The sequence below is a fragment of the Crystallibacter degradans genome (assembly GCF_012952295.1).
Classification (GTDB): domain Bacteria; phylum Actinomycetota; class Actinomycetes; order Actinomycetales; family Micrococcaceae; genus Crystallibacter; species Crystallibacter degradans.
The window spans coordinates 48984-64500 of the sequence record NZ_JABBCH010000007.1; the positions used below are offsets into that span (position 1 = coordinate 48984).

The following is a 15517-nucleotide window of genomic DNA, read 5'->3' on the forward strand; positions in this document are numbered from 1 at the left end:
ATATTATTCAGCTTGCTTACTATTTTTAGTAGGGTGGGCCAAAGAGCCCTGAAACAGCAGGGCTGCAACTTCAACGAATTGGAGTACCAGCATGGCTGAGAAGAGCACGCCCGAGAGCAGCACGCCCGCCAATGACGTGCCCATCCCCGGAGCTCCCTCGGTGGAGCCGCCGGCAGTGGAAGAACGGACCGAACCGCAGAGCCCGTTGCCGCCGAAGCCGGACCAGGATGCACCGGAAATGGTCTCCCCGACCGGGACGCCCACGGGAGCGCAGAAGAGCGCCAACAGCCAGAGCGGCGCCTATCTGACCACAGCCCAGGGTGTCCGGCTGTACGATACGGACCATTCCCTGAAGGCCGGACCGCGCGGCCCCAGCCTGCTGCAGGACCACCACCTGCGCGAAAAGATCATGCACTTCGACCACGAGCGGATTCCGGAGCGCGTAGTCCACGCCCGTGGTGCCGGGGCGCATGGCGTCTTCGTCGCCAACGGCGCGGCCGCCGGAGTGACGAAGGCCGGCTTCCTGGCCGCCGGCGTCGAGACCCCCGTTTTCACCCGCTTCTCCACCGTTGTCGGCTCCCGCGGATCGGCGGACACCGTGCGGGATACCCGTGGATTTGCCACCAAGTTCTATACGGACGAGGGCACTTTCGACCTGGTGGGCAACAACATTCCGGTCTTCTTTATCCAGGACGGCCTCAAGTTCCCGGACGTGGTCCACGCGGCCAAGCCCCATCCCGACCGGGAGATCCCGCAGGCCCAGAGCGCCCATGACACGTTCTGGGACTTCGTCTCGCTGCACACTGAGGCCCAGGCACACACCATCTGGTTCATGGCGGACCGGGGAATTCCCCGCTCGTTCCGTACCATGGAGGGTTTCGGTGTGCACACGTTCCGACTGCAGAACGCCGCGGGCGAGACCACGCTAGTCAAGTTCCACTGGAAGCCGAAGCAGGGCATCCATTCGCTGGTCTGGGAAGAAGCGCTGATGATCAACGGGGCGGATCCGGACTTCCACCGCCGCGACCTTGCGGATGCGATCGAGGCCGGCGCCTTCCCGGAGTGGGAGCTTGGCATCCAGACCTTCCCGGACACCCCGGACGAGATGTTCGAGGGCATCGACCTGCTGGATCCCACCAAGATTGTGCCCGAAGAGCTGGCCCCGGTGCAGATCATCGGCACGCTGACGCTGAACGCCAACCCCACCAACTTCTTCGCCGAAACCGAGCAGGTCGCCTTCCACCCGGGCCACCTGGTGCCAGGCATCGACGTCACCAACGATCCACTGCTGCAGGCGAGGCTGTTCTCCTACCTGGATACCCAGCTCACCCGGCTTGGCGGGCCGAACTTCGCGCAGATCCCGATCAACCGCCCGCACGCTCCGGTGAATGACATGTTCCGGGACGGCATGCACCAGACCGCGGTGCACGGCGGCGTGGCGCCCTACCGGCCGAATTCGCTCGACGGCGGCTGCCCCTTCCTGGCCGGCGAGGACATGAGCGCCTACATCGAGGTGCCGCAGGAACTGCCGGCCGCGGCGAAAGTCCGCGAAGCCCCGGCGTCGTTCGAGGACCACTTCAGCCAGGCCCGGCTGTTCTTCAAGTCGCTGACGCCGGTGGAGCAGGAGCACGTTGTGCAGGCGTACACCTTTGAGCTCGGCAAGTGCTACGAGGAGAACATCCGGATCCGCCAGCTGCAGGCCTTGGCAAATATCGACGGCGATCTGTGCGCCAAGGTGGCCGAGGGCCTGGGCCTGCCGGCGCCGGCGCCGACCCGCACGCTGGAAGACGACGTGCAGCCGAGCCCCGCGCTGTCCCAGCTGGGCAAGTCCTGGCCGCTGGCCGGCCGGGTAGTAGGCATTATCGCCGACGACAACAGCGACCAGGACGCCCTCGCTACGGCACGCCAAGTCATCCACGCCGCCGGCATGGTCCCGCTGATCATCGCGCCCAAGGGTGGCAAGTTGTCAGGAGGACTGACAGTGCAGCGGACCTACCTGACGGCACGGTCGGTGGAGTTCGACGCCATCCTCGTGGCCGGTTCAGCGGCGCCCGGGGCGGATGCGGCAGCCGGACGGGATGCGAAGGCGGCGGATCCGACCGGACATCCGGCGGTGGATCCACGGGTCAGCCTGATGCTGGCCGAGGCGTACCGCCATGCCAAGGCTATCGGCGGCTGGGACCACGTTGCCCACGCCCTTGCCGCAGCCGGCATCCCCGAGGAAGCGCCCGGCGTCGTTATTGGAAATGGTCCGGCGGTGCTGGAGGGGATTGCCGAGCTGCTCGCGAAGCACCGGGTCTGGGAGCGCTTCCCGGTCTCCGCTTAACTCCGCAGCAACTCCCGCCGGGGCGGCTTCGGCTGCGCCGGCGGGAGATTGCTGGTCTCAGGCGGGTTGCTGGCCGGAAGGTTGGGCGGAGTTTCCCGCAGCCTGTTCCGACTGGACGTTGCGCAGTTTGCGGATCAGCTTCAGCGCCGGCATCGGGAGCGCGGTGCGGAGCCGCAGCCGCCAGCGGCGTTTTTTGGCGGCGGCGAGCCGGTCCGGGTCCACGGTCAGTTTCCCGGCGCGCGCCCGGCCCGCGTAGGTCGCCAGCAGATCCGCCAGCGGAACGGTCTGGCGGTGGAAGTAGTTGTCCCGCAGCCAGGTAGCCTCCGGATGGAAGAAGTGCCCGGCCTTCAGATCGGCCAGCGTACCCAGCAGTCCCGAACCCACGAACACCCGGTTCAGCATGTCTTCGTTGACGCCGAAATCGGACAGGATCAGCACCGGCAGGCCGGCGTCGATCGCTTCCAGGGCGGCCGTGGAACTGACCGTGACCATGGCGGTGCCGGGAACCAACTGCTCGGCCATGGAGCCGGTACAGAATTCCAGTTCGTGGCCGGCCACGGCACGGGAGGCGACCAGTTCGCCCCACAACGTATCGAACGGGTACTGCTCCAGATGCGTCTGCGGTTCGCCGGCCCAGGCCCGCAGTTTCACCCGGACGCGGTAGCCGCTGCGGCGCGACAGTGCCGCCAGCGCCTGCAGGATGGCGACGCGCTCGTCCTTCAGGACGGGGACTTTTGCCTGTGGGGCGAAGACCACCTGGGTCAGCGGTACCTCCACCGGTTCCGGCCGCGCGGGTGATTTCAGGAAGGGGAGCCGGGACACCAGGACGCGCTGTTCGAGTCCCAGCTGATCGGCCAGGTCACTGAACGCGCGGCACTCGGCGTGGCTGTGGGTGATGAACGCGTCGCCCAGCGCGCGGAACTGCAGCGCCTTCTCGGTGGCGGGGAAGGCCACGCCGGGCAGACCCGACACCAGGGCCGGGCGCGGGGTGAGCCGGCTGGCGTGCAGGTAGACCTCTTCGGCCACGGGTCCGGTGGCAGCAGCAAGTACGACGTCGGCACCCGCCAAGGCGGTGCGCAAGCCTGAGGCGGGAATCACCGGCGTCGTGATTCCGGCGCAGAAGGTGCCGGCCACTGCCGCGGCGGTCTGCTCCCGCGTCGGGGCGATGGGCGAGCGGACCAGCAGGACCTCCCGTTCCCATTCCGGGCCGAGGGCCTCGAGCGTGGCGCAGGCGAACTTTAGGTAGGAATCGCTGTCCGCCACAGCGACGATTTTGTGCCGGGCCCGGCGTGGCTGTCCGGGCACGGCGCCGGCCGCGGTGTAGGCCATGCCGCCCGGCGGGTTGCTGCCAAGACCGCCGGACCGGATGCCGCTCATGCCGCACCCAAAACGTCATCGAGGGAGCTGCTCAGATGCCGGCGCAGTTCCTGCGTGGTGCCCGGCATCCACCAGTCGGCCGGCACCGGTTGGCCCTTGAGCGGGACCGAGTTCGGAGCGAGGATCAGCCGCAGTGATGCGAGCACGGTGGATGGCAGGGCGCGCACGGTCTGGTTGGAGCGCAGTCCGCGCAGGCGCATTTCCACTGGGATGGTGTGCTTATTCACGGTGATTAGCGGGTGTTCTGCCAGGGCGTCCAGCACTTGGGGAGTTTCCCGGCGGTGCGGGAAGTAGCCTACGGGGCCGTCTTCGGTCAGGGACCGGACCCAGTCCACGTAGGGCTCGGCGCGGATCAGCCCGTCCGCCGGCATCGCCGAACCGACCACCACCGTGGGTTCGTAGATGGCCTCGGTGACCGGCTGGGTGCCGAGCCACTCAAATTTGTGCCGCTCCAAGTGGCCGCCCAGAGTCCGGAATTTTGCTTCCAGCGCCGGGGGGACGGGCAACGCGGTGAATACCAGGAGCCGGCCCTGCCCGGCGAGCCGCCGCAGCGCCCACCAGCTCGCCAGGCCCAGAGCCTTCCGCGAGGCACGGGCGGTGGCGCGCGGCCGGATCAACGGAGTCGGCCGGTCCCGCACCAGGGTGGCCAGCAGCTTCAGGGTGGCGAGACCGTCGTCGAGGATGACAACCTCTTTGGTGCCGGCGCCGCGCAGCAGTTCGGTCTGGACCTTGCCCGAGTAGGCATCGCCGATCACCCAGCGGTCCAGCCCCGGTACCCGAAGCGGCGGGATGGTCGAGGTCGGCGCGGCGAAGTGCACTCCGGCTGGAACCTGTTCCATCAGTGAGGCCAGGGTGGCGTTCATGCCGATGGCGTCGCCGCGTGGATGAATGGTCGTTTCGCGGCCCAGCAGCCCGGCGCCGTGGGCTTCGACGGCGCTGAGCAGCTGCAGCGGGGACTCCGCCCAGACCGCTGCCCGGCCAAAGCGCGGCCGGGCCACTTGTTGCGAGGGAAGCATGGCCTGTGTCATTTGCCCAGTACGGTCAGGACGCGCTTGGCGGCCCGCCGTCCCACACGGCGGACCCGGCCCAGCGGCAGCAGGACCTGGCGCCCCGGCAGGGCGCCGGGCAGGCCCAGCTTGGTCAGCCGGCGGCGTTTGAAGTAGCGCATGTCGGACGTGTGCTGGGCCTGGTGCAGGAAGGCCACGGCGCTGACGCGGGCGACTTCCAGCGTCTCGGCCTGCATGCAGTAGGACACGGCTTCCACCAGCTGCTGCAGCGGCGCGGCCGGAACCATGGCCGTCGTATTCGGTGCAGCCTCAACGGCGGCGGGCGCAGTGTTCTCGCCCGGCGTCTGTTCGGTCGCAGCCTGCTCGGCCGGCGCTGCGTAGCCCTGCTCGAGGAGCGCGTCGATGATGGTCACCGGGATGCGGTTGCTGTTCTGGTAGGGCGTCAGCCGCTCCAGCAGGATCTCGGTTCCCACAGCCGCGGCGTCGATCTTGAAGAGGTATTTGGCCGTCATCAGCGCGGTGGAGAAGCAGCTGACTACGAGCTCGGGCCGCAGCCGTTGCATGACCACTTCTGCCGGGCTGGTGGACGTCATGACCTTCAGGTCCAGGCCGAGTTCGACGGCGGCGGCCTGGATGGAGGTCACCGCGCCGGGGCCTGCGCTCGGATGGGGTTTGAAAATGCAGTGCCGGATGCCGCGGTCGGTTGCCTTCAGCAGCATGTCCCGGTGCAGCTCGATTTCCTCTTCGGTCGAGAGGATGCCGAGCTCGGAGAGGTACTGGCCCAGGATCAGCGCCGTGCCGCCGGCAGCCGGTTCGCCGTCGTGCGTGCTGGCCTCCGGGGTTCCTGCCAGCGCGGCCGGCCCCTCGGTTTCCTCGGGCAGGGCGCCGGCGAGTTCTTCCATGCCGCGGCGCAGGGCGGCGGCGTCGATCGGAACCAGTTGCGCGTTGTGCTCGCGCAGCAGCTGGGGGACCAGGCCGGGCACCAGATCCACGTACAGCAGCGAGTCCAGGCGCTGGGCCAGGTCCCGCGGCAGCCGGTTCCGGGTGGGGCCGTAGCTCATCAGGCCGTCGGAGTGGACGGAAATCGTGGCGCTGGCAAAAACACGGCAAAGCGCGACGGCGGGATTGACCTGGATGGACTCGACATAGAGGTGCAGCGGGCCGTCGCCGAGCTCCCACTTCCCGCGGAGCAGGCGCTCCCAGATGTCGAGTTCCTCGCCGCGGGGGTTGAACTGGCCGGGCCGGCGCGGCCAGAGCAACTCGCTCAGATCCACCGTCCGGTCGAAGCGGGAGGCCGCTTCGGTAAAGCCGGCGGACTCGTGGAACGGAACGGAAACTTCCGGTATCAGGGCACTGTTGGTCAGGACGAGGATACGTTCGGCGCCGCGCTCCGGGATGCGGCCGCTATCGATGGCCGCTGCCAGCGAGATGCACTGGTACAGCGTTGAGACGACAAAAAGCTCTTTCATGCGGCGCTCCGAAGTGCAGGTTTGATCAGCTGGCGGCGCTTGTGGTCGAGCAGCGCCAAGCTCTCCTCGGACACATGTTCCGGCAGGGTGTCCAGCGTAGCCCGGATGCCGGTGTGCAGCTCGCCCAGATAGTGCTTGTCCATCTGTTCGGCACGTTTGAGCTGGTGGCAGGCGATGGCCAGGAACTGGCGGGCCGCCTTGGGCCAGAAGCGCTCCGGCTCCGGGTCTTCGGCGACGAGGCGGAAGACCTCCTGGAAGCACGGCAGGAAGTCCAGCTGGCGGCGGTCGAAGACCTGGGTCAGCGAACTGGACACGCCGCGGCGGTAGAAGGCACCCAGCTGGGTGCTCACGGCATAGGACTCGGCCTTCAGGTGCAGCCGCCAGACCCAGGGCCGGTCTTCAGCGGTTTGCCGGCCGTCGAGGAAGTGGAGCATCCCCGCGTCCTTGAGTCCGCCGTCGAAAATCCCGAAGGGCGGGAAGGGGTAGTCCACCATCGTGGAGAGGTTGTACGGGGCAATATCGTCGCGCGGGTTCAGCCGGACCCCGCGGCGGGCCTGCGGGGCCTTGTGGATGGTGCGGATCCCGTTGGTGTGGCGGATGTGGTCCACGCGGAGGAAGTCCACGCCCAGCTGTTGGATCTCCGTGGTGATCCTGGGCAGGTGGCCGGGGGCGTACCAGTCATCCGGATCCAGGAAGGTGATGTAGCGGCCGGTCGCCTCGTCCAGACCGTGGTTCCGGGCGGTGGCCACCCCGTGGGCGGTCTCGTTCCGGAGGATCTTCAGGCCGGGGAGCTGGCTGGTGAAGGCCGCTGCCAGCTCCCCGGTCCCGTCGGTGGAACCATCATCGACGACGATAATCTCCATTACCGAGGGGTCATCGAACTGGCGCATCAGGCTGGTCATCGAATCGCGGATGAAAGGGGCCTGATCTTTCGCAGGAACGATGACACTCAGTAATGGCTTGTTCATAGGTACTTATGCATCCACTCGGCGCAGGCGGGACAGCGGGGCCAGCTCGCCCGGGAAGACCTGCTTGACGCCGTCGCCCATGGCATCTTCGAGGATGCGGATGTCGCGGACCAGCGCTTCGAGGCCCTTCGGCTCCAGCGAGGACGCCTGGTCCGAGCCCCACATGGTGCGGTCCAGGGTGATGTGGCGTTCCACGGTCACCGCGCCGAGGGCGACGGCGGCCAGGGAGATCTGCAGGCCGCGCTCGTGGCCCGAGTAGCCCACCGGCACCTGGTAGCGCTCCTGCAGGGTGGTGATCATGCGCAGGTTGGCCTCTTCAGGGGGCAGCGGGTAGGTGGAAGTGGCGTGCATCAGGATCAGGTTATCGGTCCCGAGGGTTTCCACGGCCTTGTCGATCTGCTCGATGGTGGACATGCCGGTGGAGAGGATGATCGGCTTGCCGGTTTCGCGCAGGGCGGTGAGCAGCTCGAGGTCGGTGACGGAAGCGGAGGCAACCTTGTGGGTCAGCGCGCCGGCCTCCTCCATGAAGGCCACGGAGGGAACATCCCACGGCGAAGCGAAGCAGTGCAGGCCCTTGTCGGCAGCGTGCTGGATCAGCTTCTGGTAGATCGGCATGTCGAACTCGACGCGGTAGCGGTAGTCCAGGTAGGTCATTTCGCCCCACGGGGTGGAACGCATCTTGTCGCGCATGTCGGCCGGGGTGGAGATTTCCGGGGTGCGCTTCTGGAACTTCACGGCGTTGGCACCGGCGGCGGCGGCGACGTCGATCAGCTGCTTGGCGATCTCGATGTCGCCGTTGTGGTTGATGCCGATTTCGCCGATTACGTAGACGGGCTGGCCCGCGCCGACCTGAACGTCACCGATAGCGACGGGTGCCGGAGCGCCGAGGGGAAGGTAGTTCTGGGTTGCTTCGGTAGTCATCAGGAGGCTCTTTCTGTCATTTCTGCAATTGCGTTCCGGCTGCCGGTCGCGGCGGCCGTGTGGGCGGCGAGGACGAGTTCGCAGATTTCGCGGACCGCCCCTTCACCCCCGTTGTGCGACAGCACGATGCGCGCTGCCGCCTTGACCTCTGACCGGGCATCCGCCACGGCCACGGGCCAACCGACCTTGCCCATGGCGGGCAGGTCGTTGACGTCGTTGCCGACAAAGGCAACGCGTTCGGGGTCAAGTCCGCGTACAGCCATCCATTCGGAGACTGCTTCGGCCTTGTCCCTGACGTCCTGGACGACGTCGACGCCGAGCTTGTTGGCCCGGGCGGTCACCACCTGGTTTGTCTCGGTGGAGAGGATCAGTTGGGGCACTCCGGCCCTGCGCAGGCGGGCAATGCCCATGCCGTCGCCGCGGCTGACGCGGACGAACTCTTCGCCTTCGGAGTTGACGAAGGCGTGGTCGTCGGTGTGGACGCCGTCGAAATCCATCACGAGGGCATCGACGTCGACGGCGGTGGCTTCGGCGGGGGCAGCCATCGCCTGGACCAGCGCCAGGTCTTCGAGCGAGTCGATCTCGATGGCGTGTTCGGCGGGCACCACCTGCAGGTCCAGCCGGCCGAAGAAACGGTGCTTGCGCTCGGTGAAGCCCTCGGTGAGCATGGCGTAGAACGCGCCGGTCTCGCGGTACTGCGGTTCGCGGTCCTGGCGGCGGGGACGGAAGTCCGCGCTGTGGCCCACGGCGGTGACGGCGCCGCCGTCGTTCTTGGTCCAGAGGAAGTTGTGGTTTTCGGCGACCGAAAACGCCACGTCCGCCTCGCCGTCGAGAACCTTCCGGACCGCTTCGTTGAGGTCGGCCGGATCGATGAAGGGGGAGGTGCACTGCAGCAGTACGGTGACGACCGGCTTGGTGCCGAACTCCTGGTCGAGGGCGTCCAGGGCGTGCAGGACGGCGGATTCGCTGGTGGCCGTGTCGCCGGAGAGATCGGCGGGACGTTCGATGACACGGGCGCCGAAACGCTCGGCCTCGAACCGGATGTCGGCGGAGTCCGTACTAACGACGACGTCGGTGACCAGGGTTGTCTTGCGGGCGGCTTCCACGGCGCGGGCCACGAGGGAACGGCCGGAAACTGGCTTCAGGTTCTTGAACGGAATCCCTTTTGAACCGCCGCGGGCAGGGATCACAACCAGAACTTCTTGGGGATCGGTGGTGCTCATTGAAGCCACCGTAGGGAGCCCGGGTGGCCGGACGGGGTGCCTAAGGTTAAGCGGAGGTTATCGATAGCCAACGTTTTGTTAACCAGGACCGGCCAGTACTGTTGGTGCCATGCCCCGGTTCCGCCCATCGCGCCGCAGATTGCCGCTGCGCATTGTGGTGCCCAGCCGCAACGATCCGCTGCTGCGGCGGTTCACCGAGCTGATCGGCGGGCCGCTGGGACACCGGACCGCCCCCGGGATTGTGGAGCCGGGCTTCTTTACGGTGGAACGCGTGCTGATTGTGCTCACCACGCTGGCGGCGCTGCTCTCCGTGCTGGTCAAGACGCCCTGCCGCGTGGCTGGCTGGGTGCTGCCGGACTATTTCTATATGGGCTGCTACTCGGACTGGCCCGTTCTGTTCGAAACCCGTGGGCTGGCGGAGGGCATGTTCCCCTTCCTCACGCCGGGCGGTGTTTTCGAGTACCCGGTGCTGATGGGACTGCTGGCCGGAATCACGGCGCTGCTGGTTCCCGGCTCCGGGGTGTCGGCGGAACGCTCGCTGGCCTACTTCGACGTGAATGCGACGCTGGTGGCCGTGGTCTGGATCGTCACCGTGATTGCGACGGCGAGAATGAGCCACCGCCGGCCGTGGGATGCCGCGATGGTGGCGCTGGCGCCCGGGATCGTGGTGGCCGGGACCATTAACTGGGATCTCTGGGCGGCCATGCTGGCGGCGCTGGCCATGCTGTCCTTCGCACGCGGACGCCTGGTGCTGGCCGGGGTGTTCATCGGGCTGGGCACCGCCATGAAGATCTATCCGTTGCTGATCCTGGGCGCCGTGCTGCTGCTGGCCATCCGGACCGGGAAGTACCGGCCGCTGGCGGTCACGACCGCCGCCGCGGCGGGAACCTGGCTGGCCGTTAACCTGCCCTTCATGCTGGCCGACTTTGCCGGCTGGGCCTTCTTCCTGGGGTTCAGCCGCGACCGCGAGGCCGGCTACTCCTCGATCTGGTACGCCTACAACACCACGGTTCAGGGGCAAGGGCTACCGCAGCTGGGCCCGGAGTTCATCAACCGGGCGTCGCTGGTGATGTTCCTGCTGGCCTGTATCGCGATCGCGCTGCTGGTGCTGTCCGCGCCGCGGCGCCCGCGGCTGGCGTCCATCGTGTTCCTGATCGTGGCGGCGCTGGTGCTGACCAACAAGGTGTATTCACCGCAGTTCGTGGTGTGGCTGATTCCGCTGGCGGCGCTCGCCTATCCGCGCTGGCGGGATTTTCTTATCTGGCAGTTCGTCGAACTGCTGCACTGGTGGGCGGTCTGGATGTATCTGGGGCAGTTCACCAGCGGCGGCGCGCCGGAGCACAACATCGACGGCGCCTACTACGTGCTGGCCGTGCTCGCGCATATAGCAGCAACGGCATACATCGGCTACAAGGTTGTGCGCTCCATCCTGCATCCCGAGCACGATCCGGTCCGCCGGTTGGAGACCGACGATCCGCAGGGCGGTCCCTTTGACCGTTCCGGCGACGTGCTGGTGCTGGACAGCTACGCTGTTCACAGATGGCGTGCACGGATAGGCAGCCGGTAGGCCGGCAGGAAGGCGGAGCACATGTCACTTCCCGATGCGGCCGTGGTGGGATCCGGGCCGAACGGCCTGGCGGCTGCGGTCATTCTGGCGCGGGCCGGACTCAAGGTCACGGTTTACGAGGGCGGCGCGACACCCGGCGGCGGTGCCCGCACGACCGAGCTGATGGAACCCGGGCACTGGCATGATGTTTGCTCCGCGGTACACCCGATGGCGGTGGCGGCGCCGTTCTTCCGGGAGTTCGGCTTGGCAGAGCGGATCGAGCTCATTACGCCGGACATCTCCTATTCGCACGTTATCGACGGCGCGAAAGCCGCCTTTGCCTACCGCGACCTGGACCGCACAGCCGACGCACTGGGCGCCGACGGAAACGCGTTCCGGTCGCTGATGGAACCGCTGGTCACCCATTCCCGCAACGTGCTGGACCTGACCATGAACCAGTTGCTCCGGCTGCCCCGCCATCCGGTCTCGGCGCTGCAGTACGGACTGCGTTCGCTGGAGCAGGGGAGCCCCGCCTGGAATATGCGCTTCAAGGAATACCTCGCTCCGGCGCTGCTGTCCGGGGTGATGGCCCATACGCCCGGCGGCCTGCAGCGTCCGGTGGCTGCCGGAGCGGGGCTAATGCTCGGTTCGTTGGCGCACGCCGTGGGGTACCCGTTGCCCGTGGGTGGCTCGCAGGCCATCATCGACGAGCTGGTGCGCGACCTAAAGGACCACGGCGGCAATCTGGTCACCGGCCACAAGGTGAATTCCCTCGCCGAACTGACCGATGCCCGCACCGTGCTGTTGGACACCTCGCCGCAGGAGCTGGTCCGGCTGGCCGGCGGACGCCTGCCCCGCGGCTATGCCAAGTCCTTGATCTCCTACCGGTACGGTCCGGGTGCCGGCAAGGTGGACTTCATTCTGTCCGAACCTGTTCCGTGGGCCAACGCCGAACTGGCCCGGGCCGGTACCGTCCACCTGGGTGGAACCCGCGAACAGGTTGCGGCATCGGAGAAGGACATCGCCCGCGGCCGGCACTCTGAAAAGCCCTTTGTGCTGGTCTCCCAGCCGAGCGTCTTCGATGCCACGAGGGCCCCGGGCGGACGGAATATCCTGTGGACCTACTGCCACGTGCCGCAGGGCTCCACCCGCGACATGACGGACGTGATCACCGCGCAGCTCGAGGCGGCCGCGCCGGGCTTTGCCGACGTCGTTGTTGCCTCGCACAGTATGTCCGCGGCGGAATACGAGCAGTACAACCCGAATTACGTCGGCGGGGACTTCGGCACCGGCGCCGTGGACGTCACGCAGCTGCTGGCCCGGCCCGTGCTGAGCACCAAGCCGTGGAAGACGCCGCTGGACGGGGTGTACCTATGCTCGGCCGCGACGCCGCCGGGACCCGGCGTGCACGGGATGGCCGGATACCATGCGGCCCGCCTGGCGCTGAAGGATGACTTCGGGCTGCCGATGCCCGCGCTGGGGCGGTAGCTGCCGAGCGGGTGGGTCGGGAGCCGGGCTGCCCGGCAGGCTCCATCGGAGCCGGAATGGTTAGTCCTGCAGGCCCGGCTCCTTTGCTGCTGGCAGCTCTTCTCCCGCCCGCCAGATCCTGTGCGGCCGCAGGTTCTGGTCCAGCAGGATCAGGTCCGCCGGCGAACCGACGGCGATAGTACCTGCACCATCGCCGTCCAGACCGGCCGCGCGGGCTGGTACCGAGGTGCCTGCGGCCACGGCCATCGGCAGCGGGATTCCGGCCGCAACGGCACGCCGCAGCGCTGCATCCATCGTGAGCGTGCTGCCGGCGATGGGACCTTCGTGGGGCAGCCGGGCAACGCCGTCGTTCACTTCAACGGGGAGCGAACCAAGATGGTAGCTGCCGTCCCCGCAGCCTGCCGCCGCCATGGCGTCGGTGATCATGGCAACCCGGCCCGGAGCGGCTTGAAACGCCAGCCGGAGCATCGCGTCATCGACGTGGTGCCCGTCAGCGATCAGTTCCAGGGTGACGTGGGGTGAGTCGAACGCCGCGGCGACCGGGCCGGGCGCGCGGTGGTGCAGGCCGTTCATGGCGTTGAAGGCATGGGTGAGGATGCTGGCGCCGGCGTCGAAAGCAGCGCGGGCAGTGGCATAGTCCGCGTCCGTATGTCCGACGGCGACCCCCACCTTGTGGTCGACCAGTCGGCGGATGGCGGCAAAACCGGGGTCCAGTTCCGGGGCGATGGTCACCTGCCGCAAAAAGCCGCCGCCGGCTTCGACAAGCCGGTCCACGGCTTCAACCGTGGGCGCCGCGAGGAAGCTTGGATTGTGGGCGCCGCAGTGGCTGGCCGCGAGGAATGGTCCCTCAAGGTGGAAGCCCTTCACCGTCGCGCTGGCCGCAGCGTCCGCCGCCAGCCGGCGGAGTGTGGCCTCCAAGACCTCGAGCGGGTTGGTGACCAGCGAGCCGAGGAGGGTGGTGGTGCCGTGGGCCAGGTGGGTGAGCGGGCCGCGGGAGGTGTCGCCGTCGTCAAACGAACCGCCGCCGCCGCCATGGCAGTGTATGTCCACGAACCCCGGCACCAGATAGGCACCGGCGGCGTCGACCTCCCGAATCCCTGCAACCCCCTGGCCGGCAACGGTTCCGGACCAACTGCCGGTTCCGGCGTCGGTAATTCGGCCGTCCTCAAGGAGCACCCAGGAACCGGCGACGATCTTCCCATCGGCGATGCGGCGGGCGGAATGGATGACGGTGCGCATGGGCCTCACTGTTCTCCGGGATCAGCACATCGGAAAGGACTGGCTTACCTCGACAGTAGAGCGTCAGGTGCTAAACGGCGACTTGTTCCAGCGCAGTGAGTTTGCCGTCGCGCATGGTGGCGACCGCGTCGGTCAGCGGGATGTATTCGGTGTCGTGGGTGACCATCACCGTGGCCACCTTGAACTCCCGGGTCACCCGGACGAGCAGCCGGACAATCGCCTCGGAGCGTTCGTGGTCCAGCGCCGCCGTCGGCTCGTCCACCAGCAGCAGCTTCGGCTCACCCATCAGGGCGCGGGCAATGTTGACCCGCTGGCGCTGCCCGCCGGAAAGCTGGTGCGGGCGGCGCCGCGCGGAATCAGCGAGGCCCACCACGTCCAGCAGTTCCAGGGCCCGGGCCTTCGACTTCTTCGGCGACCCGCCGCGCAGGTGCTCCGCGATTTGCAGCTGCTCGACGGCGGTCAGCGAGGCGAGCAGGTTGGGCTGCTGGAAGATGATGCCAATGGATTCACGCCTCAGGACGGCCGTTTCCCGCGCTGAGAGGGCCGTGGCATCGACGCCGTCGAGGAGGACGAGTCCCGACGTCGGCCGGATCAGCGTGGCGGCAACGGCGAGCAACGAGGACTTGCCGGAGCCCGAAGGGCCGGCGAGCGAGGTGATGGTGCCGGCCCTGGCGGACAGGTTGACGCTGTCCAGGGCAGTGACCGTGGAATCGCCGTCCGGGTACTCGAGGGTGGTGTTGACGAGGTTCAGTACTGCAGTCATGGCTGTTGTCCTTTAGCTGGAGAGTGCGGATTTCGAGAAGTGGCTGGGGCTCAGTTGCGCCGGAGGCTCAGTTGCCGCCGAGCGCGGTCAGGGGATCCACCTTGGTCACGCGGCGGACCGCGACGACGGCCCCGGCCATGCCCAGGAGCACGATGCCGGCGATTGGCAGCACTGTGCTGGCCGCGGTAAGCAGGAACGGCGCGGCCTGGGCAGCGAAGTAGCCGCCCAGAACGCCCACGCCACCACCGACGGCGGCCCCGGCAACCAGGACGATCGCGGCTTGGGTCAGGGCGTCGCGCAGCAGGTAGCCGTCCGAGCCGCCCATGGCCTTGAGCACCGCAATGTCCCGCGTGCGCTGGATGGTCCAGACGGTCAGGAAGGCGACAATCACCAGCGCCGAGATCCCGTAGAGGAAGGCCTGCATCATCAGCAGCGAGCCGTTCTCGCTCTTGTACGAACCCAGTGCCTGGAACGAACCGGTCACGGAAGTGGTCACGGTACCGGCTGCCTCGTTGGCTGCCGTGGCGGCGGCTCCGGCCGCATCTCCGTCCGCCAGCTGCACCGCAACTGCGGTGGCGATCGGACCGTCGGCGGCCCCGCCGTCGTTAATATGGGCTATCTTCTGCCACTGCTCCAGCGAGGTCCAGACCACCGGCGTGTGGGAGTACCACTGGTCATCGACGACGGCGGAGACCAGCAGCTGCCGGCCGGCAACCTCCGCGGTGTTTCCCGCGGCAACGTCCAGCTCGTCCGCAATGGTCTGGCTGAGGATCACCGTCCCGTCCGCAACGGGGGCGGGGGCGAGCCTGCCGCCGGGCTCGACACCGAAGACCGCCACGTTAGTGGTGCCGCCGGCGGAGAAACGGGTCTGCGCGACGCCGAAGGCCTCGGCATGCTCCACCCCGTCCGCCTGCTGCCAGGTGTCCAGCTGGTCCCGGGTAATCTGCGACTCTGTGTAGGAAGCCTTCGCCTCGTTTCCTTCCGGCGCGCCGAATGCCACGGTGTTGGCCGCTGGGGCCAGCCCGGCGATGGCGGAGATGGACTGGTTGCCCAGGCCCGCCGTGAGGCCGGAGAGCATGACCAGCAGCAGGGTAATCAGGGCCACTACGGTTCCCATCAGGGCGAATCGGCCCTTCGCGAACCGGATGTCCCGCAGTGCCAAAAACACGATGTTTCCTTCTTTCAGTGGA

The 15517-nt window shown here is 67.6% G+C and carries 12 protein-coding genes; 3 read left to right on the top strand and 9 right to left on the bottom strand.

Annotated elements, in window-relative coordinates:
* Nucleotides 1-91: 91 nt before the first annotated feature.
* The gene (locus tag HGO92_RS12800) at nt 92-2326 is read left to right on the top strand and encodes a catalase (protein ID WP_169995389.1); all 2235 of its coding nucleotides are present in this window, start codon (nt 92-94) and stop codon (nt 2324-2326) included.
* 57 nt (nt 2327-2383) lie between these two features.
* Here the strand turns inward: HGO92_RS12800 and HGO92_RS12805 are convergent, their stop codons facing one another.
* Genes HGO92_RS12805 through HGO92_RS12830 form a run of 6 tightly spaced genes read right to left on the bottom strand, consistent with a single transcriptional unit; the run spans nt 2384 to nt 9291 of the window.
* Nucleotides 2384-3703, bottom strand: coding sequence for a DUF6716 putative glycosyltransferase (locus tag HGO92_RS12805; protein ID WP_205834465.1), 1320 nt, complete (start codon nt 3701-3703; stop codon nt 2384-2386).
* Nucleotides 3700-4731: a hypothetical protein gene (locus HGO92_RS12810; RefSeq protein WP_240974609.1), complete on the bottom strand. Its 1032-nt coding sequence runs from the start codon at nt 4729-4731 to the stop codon at nt 3700-3702. The genes HGO92_RS12805 and HGO92_RS12810 overlap by 4 nt, the downstream gene beginning before the upstream one ends.
* Nucleotides 4728-6179 carry a polysialyltransferase family glycosyltransferase gene (locus tag HGO92_RS12815; RefSeq protein ID WP_169995391.1) on the bottom strand — a complete coding sequence of 484 codons (1452 nt, stop codon included), beginning with the start codon at nt 6177-6179 and terminating at the stop codon, nt 4728-4730. The genes HGO92_RS12810 and HGO92_RS12815 overlap by 4 nt, the downstream gene beginning before the upstream one ends.
* Nucleotides 6176-7147 (bottom strand): glycosyltransferase family 2 protein, encoded by a 972-nt coding sequence (locus HGO92_RS12820; protein WP_169995393.1) that lies wholly within the window; start codon nt 7145-7147, stop codon nt 6176-6178. The genes HGO92_RS12815 and HGO92_RS12820 overlap by 4 nt, the downstream gene beginning before the upstream one ends.
* Nucleotides 7148-7153: 6 nt before the next feature.
* Nucleotides 7154-8068 (bottom strand): N-acetylneuraminate synthase family protein, encoded by a 915-nt coding sequence (locus HGO92_RS12825; RefSeq protein ID WP_169995395.1) that lies wholly within the window; start codon nt 8066-8068, stop codon nt 7154-7156.
* Nucleotides 8068-9291: an acylneuraminate cytidylyltransferase gene (locus HGO92_RS12830; RefSeq protein WP_169995396.1), complete on the bottom strand. Its 1224-nt coding sequence runs from the start codon at nt 9289-9291 to the stop codon at nt 8068-8070. Before HGO92_RS12830 ends, HGO92_RS12825 begins: the two co-directional genes overlap by 1 nt.
* 109 nt (nt 9292-9400) lie before the next feature.
* On the opposite strand from HGO92_RS12830, the gene HGO92_RS12835 reads away from it, so the two are divergent.
* Complete coding sequence (locus tag HGO92_RS12835; protein ID WP_205834466.1) at nt 9401-10858, top strand: glycosyltransferase family 87 protein; 1458 nt, start codon at nt 9401-9403, stop codon at nt 10856-10858.
* 21 nt (nt 10859-10879) lie between these two features.
* Entirely contained in the window at nt 10880-12325 is a 1446-nt protein-coding gene (locus HGO92_RS12840) for a phytoene desaturase family protein (RefSeq protein WP_169995398.1), read from the top strand.
* Between the two features lie 60 nt (nt 12326-12385).
* On the opposite strand, the gene nagA is transcribed toward HGO92_RS12840, so the two are convergent.
* The 3 genes from nagA to HGO92_RS12855 all read right to left on the bottom strand — a co-directional run bounded on the left by nagA (nt 12386) and on the right by HGO92_RS12855 (nt 15495).
* Complete coding sequence (gene nagA / locus HGO92_RS12845) at nt 12386-13564, bottom strand: N-acetylglucosamine-6-phosphate deacetylase (RefSeq protein WP_169995400.1); 1179 nt, start codon at nt 13562-13564, stop codon at nt 12386-12388.
* Between the two features lie 70 nt (nt 13565-13634).
* On the bottom strand, nt 13635-14327 hold the full coding sequence (locus HGO92_RS12850) for an ABC transporter ATP-binding protein (protein WP_169995402.1): 693 nt from the start codon (nt 14325-14327) through the stop codon (nt 13635-13637).
* Nucleotides 14328-14394: 67 nt separating this feature from the next.
* Nucleotides 14395-15495, bottom strand: coding sequence for an FtsX-like permease family protein (locus HGO92_RS12855; RefSeq protein WP_169995404.1), 1101 nt, complete (start codon nt 15493-15495; stop codon nt 14395-14397).
* Nucleotides 15496-15517 lie beyond the last annotated feature (22 nt).